Raw genomic sequence first — 16,161 nt, forward strand, 5'->3', positions numbered from 1 at the left:
AAGTGGTCTTTTTCCTATTCTTAAGGTGGTTTTAGCAATTTAGAAATAGGCTAAACAATATTGGATTTATTGCTTAACTTCTTAGTACCCATTATAATGCTTGGAGATATTATTTAATTTTAGAAAACAATTTGTGATTAAAACAGGTGATTAGATGTTACATTCATACTTAGGTGAAACGATACATTTTGAGATTAGGTATAATAATCGAACCTCAATTAGTATTAAAATAGATGGTTATGGAAATGTTGAAGTTCAGGCTCCTAAAGGGACAACCGAGGGAAAAGTGATTCAATTATTAGAGGAGAAATGGGATCTCATTCTAGAAAAGATAAAGGAACAGAAAGATAGAATGCTCGGGCCGCAGGAAAAGGTTTATGATCATGGCGAGAGCTTCCTTTATCTTGGAAGAGCTTACCCTATAAAAATTCAAGCAGACTCAAGTATTACTCAAGATCGTGTAGTGTTTGAAGGGGACCAGTTACGTATATATGTGAAGCAGTTAGATGATGAAAAAATAAAACAGGCTTTGAAGAGATTTTATTATCAGCAGTGTAAAGGTCTAGTAGAAAAGAGAATTCAAATCTATCAAGGGTACTTTAAAGTTAAGCCACGTTCGATTCGTATAACAGATAATCAAAGTACGTGGGGTACATGCGATTCAAAACAGCAGCTGACCTTCAATTGGAGGCTCGCCATGGCACCGCTTAAAGTTATTGATTATGTGGTTGTTCATGAGATGTGCCACTTAGTACATCTTAATCATGATCGATCTTTCTGGCGCCTAGTTGGAAAAATCATGCCCGATTATAAGGAGCAGGAGGATTGGTTAGCCTTATCTAGCTGGAAAATGACTGTATAGTAGTTGAAATATAAATTTCACCAATTAATATTTACAAAAAAATGAAAAGATGAGATAATAAAGAAAATTTCGAAGGGGGAAAGTAAGTTTATGGAACCAACTAATTGCTAATATATTAATTTATTTAAAAATTAATATGAATTTTGTAATGAGTAATCATTTGCCTATAGATTGTAGGTTTATTTGTTATGCTCTTTATGGAATGATGGCAATTTAGAAGGTAACTTACTTTACTAATATCCTAAGATTATAATTTATATTTTTCACCCAAAAGGTGGGTGATCTATGTATAACTATGTGCTTTTTTAAATTTGCACATTTTTACATAGTTTATCTTATTAAATTATATTCAATGACTATTTAGACTGTAAGAAGAAAACATCTTCTTATGGTCTTTTTTATTTTAAAATTTAATAGTTATAAGCTGTTTCGTACATGAAGTCATATATTAACTCTGCGAAACACATAGTAATGAAGGTCTTCTTTGCCCTGTCCATAAAAAGTGTAACATTCAATTATGGATGAAAGAAGGAATCGTAATGTTAGAACTAAAGTTAAATGGCATTAAAAAATTCATGGAAGCTACCCTGGTGGTTAAAAATATATCTTTTGAAGCTTATGAAGGGGAGAAGGTAGGAATTGTTGGCGCAAACGGAAGTGGAAAGAGTACCGTTCTTAAGTTAATTGCTGGAATTGAACCAATGCATTATTATCCGGGGTATCCGCAAACTTCAAGCTACGGATATGACGAAGGTCTTATTCATTTACCGAGAGGCGCATCGAAGGCATATTTGGAACAAACGCCTGTCTATCCAGAAGGTCTCAAAGTAGTGGATGTTCTCAACCTGGCTTTTGAAGATGTTGATCATATTGAAAATCAAATGCGTGAATTAGAAGAAAAGATGAAAATATTAGAAGATACAGCTCTGGAGAAGGCTTTAAATAAATACAGTGACTTAGTTCAGTTATTTGAAGTAAAAGGTGGATACGAACGTGAAGAGAAACTAAGCAAGGTTTGCACAGGGCTTAATTTTTCAGAGAGTTTTTTAGACAAGGACTTTGATCTACTAAGTGGCGGTGAAAAAACTACAGTTGTCCTTGGAAAACTATTAATTCATAACCCGGACATTCTATTACTAGATGAGCCTACCAACCATTTAGACATGGATGCTATCGAGTGGCTAGAAGGTTACCTAAAAAGTTATAAGGGAATTGTTATAATCGTTTCCCATGACCGTTATTTTCTCGATAAAGTAGTTACTAAGATTGTAGAAATAGAGGATATGGAATCGATTTCTTATAAAGGCAACTATTCAGCATTTGTTAGCCAAAAAGAAGAAAATATGCGCATTCAATTTGAACATTTTCGAGAGCAACAGAAAAAGATAAAAGGTATGGAAGGCACCGTTAAAGAACTGAGAGATTGGGCAATGAGAGCGGACAATAATAAGTTCTTTAAGAGAGCTGCAAGTATACAAAAGAAACTCGAGAAAATGGACCGTATTGATAAGCCGATTTTTGAACGTCGAAATATGAGATTAGAATTAAAAGTAGCAGAACGATCCGGAAAGGAAACAATTAAAGCAATTGGACTATCAAAAAGTTTTAACGATAAGACCATCTTGAAAAATGCTGATTTAATTGTTCAGTATGGGGAGAGAGTGGGACTGATTGGTCCTAACGGCAGTGGAAAGACTACCTTCCTAAAAATGCTTTTAGGTGAGGAAAAGCCAGATAAAGGTGTAGTAGAACTAGGCGCAAATGTAATGGCGGCCTATTTACCACAGAAAATTTTCTTCAAAGATGAGGAATTTACGGTGCTGGAAACATTTAGGGAGGATATTTCCATAGTAGAAGGTAAGGCTCGTGAGTATCTCTCCAAATTCATGTTTTATAAAAGTAGTGTTTTCAAAAAGGTAAAGCATCTGTCAGGGGGAGAGAGAATTAGGTTAAAGCTTGCCATGCTGTTATATCAGGATATTAATTTATTAATTCTCGATGAGCCAACAAACCATCTGGATATTGATTCAATTGAAACTCTGGAGGCAGCATTAGAAGACTTTCAAGGTACGATATTCTTTATTTCACACGATAGATATTTTATCAATAAAGTTGGAGAGCGATTGATTGCACTAGAGGATCATAAGTTGAAAAGCTATCTTGGAAACTATGATTATTATAAAGGGGAAAAAGAGAAGTTAATTCAACAGATAGAGAAAGTACCTGCCCAGAAAGTTGAAAAAGTGAAGAAGCAAAGAAGTGATTCTGAGGAGAAAGAAGCTGCCAAGACACTATCCAAAATTGAAAGGCTAGAAGAAGAAATAGAAAAAATCGATAGGTCAATGGCTTCCGACCAAACAGATTATGAAGAGCTTGATAAATTATATAAAAGGAAACTAGTTTTAACCAATGAACTTGAGTTAGTTACAGATTATTGGTTAAGTTTAAGTAATTAGTTTGAAAATCAACTATAGCTTGTAAGGCCATTTCTGAGGAAGTGGTCTTTTTCTATTATGTAGTGCCTGGCCACATTTAGTGCTCATTTCATAATAAGCGTTCAAGTTACATATATATGAGTGGGTTAAACATAAACGTCAGGGTAGGTGATTACATGGATCAATCATCGAGAGATAAAGGAAAAGATATTAAAAATAAAAAAACGGAGCAGCTAGATCAGTTTCGTGTAAAAAACACTGGCAAGAAATTAACTACTAATGAAGGGTTAAAGGTTGGAAATGCCGAGAATACATTAAAGGCTGGAGATCGTGGTCCTGTATTAATGGAGGACTTTCATTTCTTTCAGAAACAGATGCATTTTGACACGGAACGGATACCGGAAAGGGTTGTTCATGCAAGAGGTTTTGGAGTGCATGGCGTATTTGAGACCTATAAATCCATGGAAAATTATACGAGAGCAGGTTTTCTACAAAACTCTGGAACCCAAACTCCTGTATTTGTTCGTTTTTCTACCGTTCAGGGAGGAAAAGGTTCAATGGATACGGCGAGAGATATACGTGGGTTTGCAGTTAAATTCTATACAGAAGAAGGGAATTACGATTTATTAGGACTTCAATTTCCTATATTCGTGATCCATGATGCCTTCAAGTTTGTTGATTCACAGCATGCACTTAAACCAGAACCCCACAATGATATGCCAACAGCCTCTGCAGCACACGATAATTTTTGGGACTTCGTTGCGAATAACCAAGAGTCCGCTCATTTTGTTATGTGGGCTATGTCAGACAGAGCAGTACCTAGAAGTTGGCGAATGATGGAAGGGTTTGCTATTAACACATTCCGGTTTGTCAATGAACAAGGGAAGTCACACTTTGTAAAGTTTCATTGGAAGCCGGTTCTTGGAGTTCATTCGTTATTAAATGAGGAAGCGTTAATGATTGGTGGATTAGACCCGGATTATCACAGGCGCGATTTACGGGATGCTATTGAGCGTGGGGCTTACCCGGTATTTGAATTAGGTGTACAGATGATACCTGAAGAAAACGAATTTGCCTATGATTTTGATGTTTTAGATCCCACAAAGCTTTGGCCGGAGGAATTAATACCGGTTGAGAAGATTGGAAAAATGACACTGAATAAAAATGTAGATAATTTCTTTGCGGAAACAGAGCAAGTTGCTTTTGATGTAACCAATCTGGTACCGGGAATTAACTTCAGCAATGACCCTATATTGCAAGGTAGGACTTTCACCTATAAAATCACGCAACAGCACCGTCTAGGTGGATCAAACTATCCAGATTTACCAATCAACAGATCTCTTTGTCCTTTTCATAATAATCAACGAGATAGCTTTATGAGATATCGAATCGATGTGGATCAAGTCAATTATTTTAAGAACTCTATAGCCAATAATACTCCTGGACCTACTCGACCCGAGGAAGGTGGCTTTGTCCATTATCCAGAGAAAGTAGAGGGGCGTAAGGTTAAGGCAAGTAGTGAGTCTTTTAAAGATGTCTTTTCACATGCACGGTTATTTTGGAATAGCATGTCCCCAGTTGAGAAACAGCATATTATTGAAGCTTTTACCTTTGAACTAGCAAAAGTAAAAGATGAATCCGTTCGTCAACAAGTGGTTGATATGTATGTAAATGTGGATAAAGAAATGGCGACTACAATTGCCGAAAATGTTGGGGTCAATCCTCCAACTGGAAACCATGTTCCCGTAATGGCTTTCTCCCCGGCCGTCAGTCAAGCAAATACACCACATTATCCACATACCTTAAAAGTAGGAGTTCTCATCGGAAATGATTTTAACGGTTCGGAGGTTAAATTAGTTTTAGACACCCTACAACAAAATGGGGTCTTCGTTGAACTTGTTAGCGAGAAGCTAGGCACTGTTATAGGTAACGATGGTACAAAACTCAAAATTGATCAAACGTTTACCTCTACTCATAATGTCCTTTATGATTCCCTATATGTAGTGGGGGGACGGACGAAGAATCAAGAAGTTTTTGATGCATATGTAGCTGATTTTATCAGTGGAGCATATAAGCATTATAAGCCAATTGGTGTTGCCTCAAATGCTCAGTCTTATATTCAAGCATCTGAGAATAATAATCTAGCTGGGGTGGTGTTTGCTACAAACAATCCAAGCTTCGGAAATGATTTTGTTGCTGCCATAACTACTCGACGTTTTTGGAATCGAACGTAAATAATTACATACGGCTAGTGTTGTCGCGTTAGTCGTTTATATATTAATGTAAACGGAATAGTGTTTTTTTGTTTACCTTTTTCAGTTCCGCATTTATAATACTAGTTTGTGGGTCCTTTGAGGCCGGGTGGGAGAGGGAAACTGAATAAAGGTTTGTTACGATGATTCAATGGCTAAAGGGTTATTTTGATTTATCAGGACATGAGACGACTTTCAAACGAGAGTTGCTTGCTGGACTGATTTCTTTCTTTACCATTGTGTACATTATTGCTGTTAATGCAACGATTCTTGCAGAAGCAGGTATTCCATTAGAAGCAGGTATTATTGGAACAATTATTACATGTATGATCGGCTGTTGGTTGATGGGGATTTGGGCAAATGCACCTATCATTCTCGTTCCCGGTATGGGAATTAACGCGATGTTTACTTATACACTTGTTCATTCAATGGGATTAACCTGGCAAGAAGCATTAGGGGTTGTAGTAGTATCGGGGATTATTGTTACGGCAGTTTCCTTCACGCGTATTTCTCAAATACTACTAGAAGTAATACCTGAGTCTTTAAAGCATGCGATAACAGTAGGGTTAGGGTTGTTTTTAACTCTAATTGGATTGGAAAAAGGCGGGCTTATTATAAAGGGAGAGAACTCACTACTTGCTTTAGGTGATGTTACGAATCCTTTTGTTATAGCCACCATTGTTTCCATCTTACTGGCTGTTTTCTTATTTATGCGTAATGTACCTGCTAATTTCTTAATTAGCATCATGGCTGGTACGCTAATAGCTGCTTTATTAGGTGTTATTAGTTTTCAAGATATGGGAACAAGTTCTCTTTCTCTTGATAGCTATGCTTCTTTATTCGGTGCTATTTCTTTCGAGAGGATTGGCAGCTTTACGTTTTTAGTTGCCGTCTTTTCTTTAACCATGGTTCTTTTATTTGAGAACATTGGATTAATTAATGGTCACCTGAATATGATGAATCGCCCTGAAAAGTTCAAACGTTCCTTCCAAGCCAATGGACTATCCATTTTGACGAGCGGCTTTTTCGGATCTAGTCCGACGGTATCAACTGTTGAAAGTACAGCTGGTATTGCTGCTGGAGGACGTACTGGACTAACAGCAATTGTCACAGGAAGCTTATTTATGCTTTCCATTTTTGCGATTCCTTTCGTGAAAATTATACCTGGAAGTGCGATTGCTCCAATCTTAATTATTATTGGAGTACTCATGCTACAAAGCGTGAAACAAATTGATTTCCAAGATCTTTCCGAAGGTTTTCCAGCTTTCTTAGTGATTGTCATGATTCCGTTTTCGTATAGCATTGCACACGGCATTGCATTCGGATTCATTTTCTACCCGCTAGTAAAGCTTGCATTAGGTAAAGCAAAAGAAGTATCTGTCCCATTATATATAATCGCGGCACTATTCCTGCTCACATTTATAGCAGAGGTACACTAGGGACAGGTACCTTGTCCCAGACTATTTGTTTAACCAGAAAGAACGAGGTGGGGGTTAGCTCCATCTCGTTCTATTGTTTAATAGTATATTAGCTTACTTGTCTATCTTCATTTAATTAGAATGGATTAAATTGTTTAAGCTTTTTGATAATGAGTCAAGTTTAGAAAAGTTTTCTACAATGTGTTCAATTCTACTGTCTTGCTCCTCAATACCTGAAAGAATTTCAACAATAGAAGAATTTGTATTTTCTAAATTGGTTGTAATAAAAGTTATTCCCTCAACTACACGACTAGACGAACTCTTAAGCTTATTACTAGTATTTTCAACTTCATTTGTTTGCTGCTGGATTCTATAGACATTATCTGTAATTTTGATAATGGAATGCTCTACATTTTTTGAGGAAGTAGCACTTCTCGTAACTGCGTCTTTCCCTAAATATACTTTAGAGGTTAATTGGTTAGTCTTCTGTTGAATCGTATTCAATACATTTTCGATTTGTTTAGTTGACTGAAGTGAATTTTCTGCTAAGCTTCTAATTTCTTGCGCTACGACTGAAAAGCTTTTACCATGTTCGCCAGCTCTAGCAGCCTCGATAGCTGCATTTAAAGCTAATAAATTAGTTTGAGTAGAAATATCATTGATTGTCGTTAAAATAAGACCAATTTGTTCCGTTTGCTTTTGAAGTTCATCCATCATAGTAACTGTCTGATCAATTGCAGTGGTTACTTCAGTCATGTCACTTGTCAGTGTGTTTATTCCATTTTTAGCAAAATCGATATTCTCCGTTGTTTCGTTAGAGATTGACTTCATTTTGACTACGGACTCTGTCGAAGAACTAATAATATCGTTAATATCAAGAATTGCTCCATTCATTTCTTTTACATGAGTTGTTTGACCTTCAAAGCCCATTGCAATTTCAGAAAAGGATGTGGTTATCTCTTTTGAAATGGTTCTAGTAGCGGCAACATTTGTTTGTAATGTTGATCCAAACATACCTAGGGTACCCACACTATCTTTAATACTTGGGTACATTTCTTCGAGTTTATTCTTTATTTCTAAAACTTCTCCATGTGCAGAAATCATTTCTTTTCGTTGACGTTCACTGAAAACACTTTGAACAATTAATAAGGTGGAAATCAATATATAGTAAAGATTTAAGTTTACTAAGTTATTTACTTCCATTCCAGTAAAGATTGTTTCATGAAAAATAAAAAAGAATGCATTTGTATATATGAGTCCGATAAGAGCTGAAGCTAGTAAAGGGCGATAGTTTTGATAGAGCGAAGCATAAGCTAAACTTAAAAAGACCATTAAGTAGGTTGTAATAGAAGTTCCGTTCATAAAAAATAAAAATGATAATATCGCCATCTGTAATACAACTAAGTACATAATGCCTCTAGTAAATTTCTTTTTTAATGTCAAAAATGTTACCACAATACATAGTGAAGAACCTGTAACTAACATAATCATTATGGTTTTAAGCGTTTCTTGATTCATTAGGCATACAGCTAGCCCTAGAATGAATGTAAACCATAGAAGTTTGACTAATAGGCGATTTCTTGAATGTAACAACTCAATGTCAGACATTTCTTATCCTCCAGTTAATAGATATTAAAAATATACTTATTTTCTGATGAGCTTTTCTTACGTTCTTGCTGGGTAAAATACGTTTTTAAATCTCCCCACTTTCAGAAAATTCTTATTAACACACAGGACTATTTTACCATCAATTAGCAATTAACAACATGGTAATGTTGAAAATAACAGCAGGAATTGTTGTTTTATAGGGAATTTTGTAAGGAAGGCATGTGTAGCTTAGTCTGTTATGTCATTAAAGAGAGACGAGGAAAGGTTTTAAGCCCTACCTAAATGTAAATTAAGTCGAAAAAAACGAGTTAACTGAAGGTTCTTGCGTTATTCTCTCTATATATTTGTAAAATTTGATAGACTGTTTATTATAAAGCGACTCATTATGGGATGATGTACCTATCCCTTTGACCCGTGTCTAAAAAATGGTAAAGTAAAAATGTATTTAAACAAATTTTGGGCCAATGAACCTGTCCCTGTGTCCCTAAGAGAGAGGATGAAAAATGATCAGCATTGCAGCACGTATATTAAAACATAAAAAAGCTGTTGTCATTGCGTTTGTTTTGTTTACGGTAATCTCAGCAGTGGCACAGTTCTTTGTGTCGGTTAATTATAATATGGTAGATTATTTGCCCGAAGATGCTAGTTCCACTAAAGCGATGAAGATTATGGAAAGTGAATTTACAGCTTCTGTTCCAGATACAAGGGTCATGGTTCAAGACGTATCTCTACAGGAAGCGCTTCATTACAAAGAAAAACTTTCATCAATAGACGGTGTTTCAGATGTCATTTGGTTAGATGATGTAGTCGATTTGAAAACTCCTTTGGAAATGGCTGATGAGGAGACCGTAGAAGCTTATTACAAGGAAGGAAATGCGCTTTTTTCCATTAGTGTACGTTCAGGTGATGAGGTGAAAATAACCGATGCCATTTATGAACTTATTGGTGAGAAAGGTGCCATTGCAGGTGAAGCTATAAATACAGCTTCCTCCCAAAAAATGGCCGGGACTGAGTCCTTATATGCAGCGATATTGTTAGTTCCCATCATTATTTTTATTCTTGTAATCTCGACCAATTCGTGGGTGGAACCGTTGTTTTTCTTAACGGCTATTGGAGTTTCTGTACTGATTAACTTAGGAACGAACATTTTTATAGGGGAAGTCTCGTTTGTTACCCAGTCGGTTGCTCCGATACTACAATTAGCCGTTTCCCTTGATTATGCCGTTTTTCTACTACACAGTTTCTCTGATTATCGTAAGAAAACTAATGATCCGGAAGAAGCCATGCAACTAGCGATGAAAAAATCATTTCCTGCAATTACGGCAAGTGCAGCAACTACTTTCTTTGGATTCATTGCTCTGACGTTTATGAATTTTGAAATTGGCTCTGACCTTGGAATAAATTTAGTTAAAGGAATTGTCCTTAGTTTTATTAGTGTAATGGTATTTTTACCGGCATTAACCTTGTATTTTTATAAATGGATGGATAAAACACAGCACAAAAGTTTTGTCCCAAGTTTTGCTGGGATAGGAAATTTTGTGGTAAAACTAAGATTTCCATCTTTATTGATTGTTCTAGCTCTGCTCTTTCCTAGCTTTTTGGCACAAAGTAATACGGCGTTTACATATGGTCTTGGGGTACAACCGGAAACGACCCGTGCCGGAAGTGATTTTATCTTAATAGAAGAGGCATTTGGAGAAACGACACCTATTGTACTTTTAGTTCCTAAAGGAAATGTAGCAAAAGAGGTAGAACTCGTCCAAGAATTAGAAGACCTTGACTATGTTACAAGCGTTATTGCTTATGTCAATATGGTGGGCTCCGTCATTCCACCTGACTATTTAGATGAATCGATTACGAATGAGTTTTATTCCAAAAACTATAGTCGAATTGTTATTAATACGAATCAAGGTACGGAAGGGGATTTACCTTTTTCCATCGTACAAAGGGTAGATGAAGCGGCTGCAAAGTTTTATGGAGATAAGGCTCTTAGTTTGGGAGAAAGTGTTACTTTGTACGATATTAAAAATACGGTTACAAGGGATAACATAGTTGTTAATGTTTTAACAATCGTGACCATTGCAATTGTGCTACTGGTAACTTTTAAATCTATCTCTATTCCGCTAGTCTTACTCATTACCATTCAATCTTCTGTCTGGATCAATCTATCGATTCCTTATTTTACAAATACTCCCTTAGTATTTGTTGGATATTTAATCATTAGTACCGTACAGCTGGCGGCAACAGTGGATTATGCCATATTGTTCACTGAGGCTTATCAACATCATCGTAAAGACATGTCTCCCTTAAAAGCTATAATAATAACATTGGATGAAAAAACATTCTCCATTTCGATATCTGCAGCGATTTTATCGAGTGTAGGGTTTATTTTATGGATTACATCTTCTAATCCAATCGTTTCATCTATAGGGCTTCTGTTAGGAAGAGGTGCTTTGCTGGCATTTATCATGGTTGTATTTTTACTTCCAGCCATGCTGTTGGTGTTCGATAAACTTATTAAAAAAACAACCTATCAATCAAAATTTTATGAGGGGAAATGATGATGAGGAAAAAACAAATACTCCTAATTGTGTTGTGTATGACAGTAATCTTGCCTTCATTTCTCGTTACTGCTGACACAACAAACCTTGTGGAAGCTCAAAAGGTAGAAGGAAAAGTTACTTCAAAGGATGAAGTGGTGTATGCGACGTTAAAAGCAAACGGTGGCATCGATAAGATTCATGTTGTAAATACGTTAGATGTTAGGCTGGCTGGAGAAATCCTCGATTATGGAGATTACAGTACTATTAAAAATTTATCTGATATGTCTGCACTGGAATTAGACGGGCAAACTGTTCGAATGGATATCCCAGAAGGCAAATTTTATTATCAAGGAAACTTGAAAGAAGACTCTGAACTGCCGTGGGAATTTGCCGTTTCCTATTCACTAGACGGGCGAGAAGTTGACCCATCAGCCCTTGCGGGAAAAACAGGTCATGTTGAAATCAACATTGAAACTTCAGCTAATAAAAATATGGATACAGTATTTTATGAAAACTACCTATTGCAAGTTTCTCTTTTACTTCCGAATAGTTACAGCAACATTGAAGCACCAGGTGGCATGGTTGCGAACGCGGGTAAGGATAAACAAATTACATTTACTGCACTACCTGGGCAAGAAGAGAAGTTCAGTGTAGAGGCAGATGTTGACGACTTTGAATTTCGAGGAATTGAAATAGCTGCTGTTCCTTCAACTCTTCCCATTGATACTTCAGAAATGGATAGTATGACGGAAGATATGTCGACTTTATCAGATGCAATCGGAGAGTTAAATAATGGCGTTGCGGACTTAAAAGACGGTGTAATCAAGTTAAATAATGGTGTCTTGTCTTTAAAAGATGGTTCAGCTCAATATAAAAGCGGAATAAACCAGCTTGATGGTGCATCGGCCGAAATCGTTAGTGCCTCCCGTACTATTGGTGATGCACTTGTAACCATCAATGATTCTTTATCTAGTAATTCTACAGAAATGGAACTAACAGGCTTAAATGAACTACCAAAAGGGCTAACCCAATTAGCGAATGGTCTTACAGAAACAGCTAATGGTCTATCAGCTTTAAGAGAGAATTACTCACTTGCTTATCGTGCACTAGACGAGGCAATAAAAGAAATCCCTACCGCTCAACTTACAGAGGAACAAATATCTGATTTGTATAAGAGCGGTGCTAACTCCACTGTCCTAGATAAACTAGTAGAGTCTTATGCAGCAGCCCAAAAAGTGAAGGGGACTTTTTTAAGTACAAAACCAGCCTTTGACGCAGTAGAGCCTTCTCTAAAGCAAGCTAGTGAAGCAGTTAAAATCATGAGTGGCACACTTACTTCTATTTCAAAAGATCTTTCGGAATCACTAGAGGGAATGGATATGAGTGGGCTTGGTGAATTGCAAAAAGGGATAGCGGAATTAGCTTCTAATTACAGTAAATTCCACTCTGTCTTAGTAAGTTACACAAAAGGGGTTAGCCAATTATCCTCCTCTTATAATCAACTCCATTCTGGAATTGTTGGATTGTCAGATGGAACAGGTGAATTGGACAAAGGAGTAGGCGAACTTCGTAATGGAACGAATGAGTTATATGAAGAAACCAAGGACTTACCAGAACAAATGCAACAAGAAATAAATGAGATGATTCAGGAATATGATAAATCAGACTTCGAACCAGTATCTTTTGTTTCCTCTAAAAACGAAAAAGTTTCTTCTGTTCAATTTGTCATAAAAACGGAAAGTATTCAAATAGAAGAGAAAGAAACAAAGAAAGAGAAACCTGAAAAGGAAAAAGGATTTTGGCAACTCTTTTTAGATTTGTTTAAGTAATTAGCCATCCAGTAATAATTATGTTAAACACAAGGGCTGTCTAATAACTAGCTAAGAAAAGGAAGAAGAGAAAAATGAATTTCTTTCTCCACTTCCTTTTCTATTTAGTATAAAGCACTGAGGTGATTGGAGGGGAAGGCACTTGACTCCAGCGGGATGCAGAGGAAAGGTCGAGACCCCACAGACGGCACGGCGAGGAGGCTCGACTTTCTCCCCGCGGAAAGCAAGTGCCTGGACCGGAAATCAACGGACGAAATTATTAGAACAATTCAATTATCAATAGCCTAATAAAACGAGGGCTGTTCAATAAATCATTTTAATAATGACTTATTGGACAGCCCTTTTTTTTTGCGAATTTTCCAGTAAGGATAAAAAAGTACACTTAATATTAAAAGATTACTATATGTTAGCGCTTTCAAAAGGTATGAAACGCTATAAGATGGAACTGTAGCAAATATTTAATATATTCAAAGGGGGAAACTTTAGTGAAAAAGGTATGGAGATTATTTTCCGTTTTAATGGTAGCGACAGTTTTAGTTGGTATGCTAGCAGCTTGTAGCGGTACAACTGGTGGTAGTAGCAGTAAAGTTAGTGTAGGTATTGTATTACCGACAAAAGATGAGCCTAGATGGGTACAAGATGAAAAACGTTTTATAGATGCATTATCAGACTCAGACTATACAACAGAAATTTTGTTTAGCCAAGGTTCATCTGCAAAGGAAAAAGAAAACGTAGAAACTCTACTTAACAAAGGAATTGAAGTATTAATCATTGCTCCTCATGATGGTGCGGCAGCTGGTTCTGCAGTAGAAGCAGCTAAGAAAGAAGGAGTAACAGTTATCTCATATGACCGATTAATTACAGAAACAGATGCTATAGATTATTATGTAACGTTTGACAGTGTGGCTGTAGGTGCTGCTCAAGGTCAATATTTAATTGACAACGCAAAAGGTACAAATGTTCCTCTATACCTATACGCAGGAGCTTCTTCTGATAACAATGCATTCTTATTCTTCGAAGGTGCTTGGAAAGTACTTCAACCGAAAATCGCAGATGGTACTTTTGTAATCGCTAACTCTAGTGAAGCAGTAGCGTTAAAGGATAAGCAAGAACTAACTCGTGATGAGCTAGGGAAAATTTTAGGTCAGGTAACAACAAACTGGGATCCAAACGAAGCAATCAATAAAGCTCAAACACACTTAACAGCAGCAGCTGATAATTTAAAAGGTGACGTTGCCATTTTAGCACCAAATGATGGAACAGCTCGTTCAATTGCGGATGTTTTCGGATCGGATTCAGATATTTCAAGCTTTATTGTAACAGGGCAAGACGCTGAAAAAGCATCTATCCAATATATCATTGACGGTAAACAATCAATGACAGTATTCAAAGACGTTCGTACATTAGTTTCGGATGCAATTGGTATGGCAATTGATGTTCTCGATGGAAAAACACCTGCTACTACTGGTTCTTACAATAATGGAAAAGTTGATGTAAAAGCAAAACAAACAAATGTAATTGTTGTAGATGACGAGAATGTGAAGAAAGAATTAATCGATTCTGGTTACTATGAAGCTAGTGAGTTCACTGGACTATAAAAATAAAAAATAAACATGCGTGATAGTAATGATACTTGGTTACTATCACGCCATTATTATAGCTGTTTTGTTTGGAGGGAATCGGAATGAGCGAATATATTTTGGAGATGAACCAGATATCAAAAGAGTTTACTGGAGTCAAAGCGCTCGACAATGTCAATTTTAAAGTAAAAAAGGGTGAAATTCACTGTTTAGTAGGGGAGAATGGGGCAGGAAAATCCACATTAATGAAAGTACTTAGCGGTGTATATCCTTATGGAACTTATGAAGGAGATATTGTTTACGAAGGTAGAGTACAACAATTTAATAAGATTAGTGACAGCGTGAATACTGGTATTGTTATTATTTACCAAGAGTTAGCTTTGTTCCCGGATCTCACCGTTTATGAAAATATATTCGCTGGCAATGAAATTAAGCAGGGAGGAGTAATTAACTGGAACGAAACAATCGTCGAAGCAAAAAAGCTACTAGCAAAAGTAAACCTCGATGTAAACCCAGAGACACTCGTGAAAGATTTGGGTGTTGGGAAGCGCCAGTTGATTGAAATTGCTAAAGCTTTAAGTAAAGATGTAAAGCTTCTCATTCTCGATGAACCGACTGCAGCATTAAATGAGGACGACAGTGAAAATTTATTAAGATTACTTGATGGACTCAGAAAACAAGGAATTACCTGTATTATGATTTCTCATAAATTGAAGGAAGTTATATCGATAGCCGATAGTGCAACCGTTATAAGGGACGGGCAAACCATTGGAACATTAGATGCTTCTAAAGGAGAAATAACGGAAAACACGATCATAAAAAATATGGTTGGGCGCGAAATTCAAGATATTTATCCAAAACGGACAAAGAAAGCATTTGGAGATAAGGTGCTAGAGTTAAAGAATTGGTCCGCTTATGATCATAAGCTTGGCAGACATGTTGTGAAGAATGCCAATCTAAACGTTAGAAAAGGTGAAATCATTGGTTTGGCAGGCTTAATGGGCTCTGGCCGAACGGAACTGGCTCTTAGTATCTTCGGTAATGCGAAATCTTATAAATTGCAGGGTGACTTGTTATTGGATGAAGTCCCAAAAGCATGGAAACATCCAAGCGATGCAATTAAGGATGGAATTGCGTACGTTACGGAAGATCGAAAAGGGGATGGGTTGTTTTTATTGCAAGACATTAAAAGCAATATATCCGCCGCAAATTTACATGGGATTGCTTCTAAGGGAGTCATAAATGATAACGAAGAAATTAAAGTAGCTAACGGCTTTAAAACATCGTTACACATTAAAGCGGCCTCTTTGGAACAGCTTGTAGGAAAATTAAGCGGTGGAAACCAACAAAAGGTTTCGTTAGGTAAGTGGCTGTTTGTTGGCCCTAAACTCCTAATACTAGATGAACCTACTCGCGGTATTGATGTAGGGGCAAAATTTGAGATTTATACGGTGATGAACAAGCTGATTGAAGAAGGAATGAGTATCATCATGATCTCGTCTGAGCTTGGAGAAATATTGGGAATGAGTGACCGGGTGTATGTCATGGCCGAAGGAGAAATTAAAGGCGAATTACCAATAGCTGAAGCCGATCAAGAAAAAATTATGCAACTTGCTACACAATAGGAGGCTAAA

The 16,161-nt window shown here is 36.7% G+C and carries 9 protein-coding genes; 8 read left to right on the top strand and 1 reads right to left on the bottom strand.

The window, feature by feature from the left end; genetic code table 11:
- Nucleotides 1-154: 154 nt before the first annotated feature.
- The 4 genes from SM124_RS18045 (at nucleotide 155) to SM124_RS18060 (ending at nucleotide 6,988) form a co-directional block, all read left to right on the top strand.
- Nucleotides 155-862 (top strand): M48 family metallopeptidase, encoded by a 708-nt coding sequence (locus SM124_RS18045; RefSeq protein ID WP_322447921.1) that lies wholly within the window; start codon nucleotides 155-157, stop codon nucleotides 860-862.
- A 539-nt stretch (nucleotides 863-1,401) separates the two neighbouring features.
- Nucleotides 1,402-3,318, top strand: coding sequence for a ribosomal protection-like ABC-F family protein (gene abc-f, locus SM124_RS18050; protein ID WP_322447922.1), 1,917 nt, complete (start codon nucleotides 1,402-1,404; stop codon nucleotides 3,316-3,318).
- Between the two features lie 155 nt (nucleotides 3,319-3,473).
- A complete protein-coding gene (locus tag SM124_RS18055; protein ID WP_322447923.1) occupies nucleotides 3,474-5,531 on the top strand; it encodes a catalase in 2,058 nt (685 codons plus the stop codon).
- Between the two features lie 161 nt (nucleotides 5,532-5,692).
- The gene (locus SM124_RS18060) at nucleotides 5,693-6,988 is read left to right on the top strand and encodes an NCS2 family permease (RefSeq protein ID WP_322447924.1); all 1,296 of its coding nucleotides are present in this window, start codon (nucleotides 5,693-5,695) and stop codon (nucleotides 6,986-6,988) included.
- 111 nt (nucleotides 6,989-7,099) lie between these two features.
- Here SM124_RS18060 and SM124_RS18065 read toward each other — a convergent pair whose 3' ends face one another.
- Entirely contained in the window at nucleotides 7,100-8,575 is a 1,476-nt protein-coding gene (locus SM124_RS18065; RefSeq protein ID WP_322447925.1) for a methyl-accepting chemotaxis protein, read from the bottom strand.
- A gap of 503 nt (nucleotides 8,576-9,078) precedes the next feature.
- On the opposite strand from SM124_RS18065, the gene SM124_RS18070 reads away from it, so the two are divergent.
- The 4 genes from SM124_RS18070 to SM124_RS18085 all read left to right on the top strand — a co-directional run bounded on the left by SM124_RS18070 (nucleotide 9,079) and on the right by SM124_RS18085 (nucleotide 16,152).
- Nucleotides 9,079-11,136 (top strand): efflux RND transporter permease subunit, encoded by a 2,058-nt coding sequence (locus SM124_RS18070; RefSeq protein WP_322447926.1) that lies wholly within the window; start codon nucleotides 9,079-9,081, stop codon nucleotides 11,134-11,136.
- A 2-nt stretch (nucleotides 11,137-11,138) separates the two neighbouring features.
- On the top strand, nucleotides 11,139-12,947 hold the full coding sequence (locus tag SM124_RS18075; protein ID WP_322447927.1) for a YhgE/Pip domain-containing protein: 1,809 nt from the start codon (nucleotides 11,139-11,141) through the stop codon (nucleotides 12,945-12,947).
- 518 nt (nucleotides 12,948-13,465) lie between these two features.
- Nucleotides 13,466-14,545, top strand: coding sequence for a sugar ABC transporter substrate-binding protein (locus tag SM124_RS18080; RefSeq protein ID WP_407691423.1), 1,080 nt, complete (start codon nucleotides 13,466-13,468; stop codon nucleotides 14,543-14,545).
- Nucleotides 14,546-14,631: 86 nt separating this feature from the next.
- On the top strand, nucleotides 14,632-16,152 hold the full coding sequence (locus SM124_RS18085; protein WP_322447929.1) for an ATP-binding cassette domain-containing protein: 1,521 nt from the start codon (nucleotides 14,632-14,634) through the stop codon (nucleotides 16,150-16,152).
- Nucleotides 16,153-16,161: the final 9 nt, after the last annotated feature.

It is taken from the genome of Robertmurraya mangrovi, from assembly GCF_034427655.1.
GTDB lineage: Bacteria > Bacillota > Bacilli > Bacillales > Cytobacillaceae > Robertmurraya_A > Robertmurraya_A mangrovi.

Bases quoted from the DNA above. Each gene is read 5' to 3' on its own strand.
- abc-f (WP_322447922.1), top strand. From the start codon at position 1,402: ATGTTAGAACTAAAGTTAAATGGCATTAAAAAATTCATGGAAGCTACC.
- SM124_RS18065 (WP_322447925.1), bottom strand. From the start codon at position 8,575: ATGTCTGACATTGAGTTGTTACATTCAAGAAATCGCCTATTAGTCAAA.
- SM124_RS18070 (WP_322447926.1), top strand. From the start codon at position 9,079: ATGATCAGCATTGCAGCACGTATATTAAAACATAAAAAAGCTGTTGTC.
- SM124_RS18045 (WP_322447921.1), top strand. From the start codon at position 155: ATGTTACATTCATACTTAGGTGAAACGATACATTTTGAGATTAGGTAT.
- SM124_RS18085 (WP_322447929.1), top strand. From the start codon at position 14,632: ATGAGCGAATATATTTTGGAGATGAACCAGATATCAAAAGAGTTTACT.
- SM124_RS18080 (WP_407691423.1), top strand. From the start codon at position 13,466: ATGGTAGCGACAGTTTTAGTTGGTATGCTAGCAGCTTGTAGCGGTACA.
- SM124_RS18060 (WP_322447924.1), top strand. From the start codon at position 5,693: ATGATTCAATGGCTAAAGGGTTATTTTGATTTATCAGGACATGAGACG.
- SM124_RS18055 (WP_322447923.1), top strand. From the start codon at position 3,474: ATGGATCAATCATCGAGAGATAAAGGAAAAGATATTAAAAATAAAAAA.
- SM124_RS18075 (WP_322447927.1), top strand. From the start codon at position 11,139: ATGAGGAAAAAACAAATACTCCTAATTGTGTTGTGTATGACAGTAATC.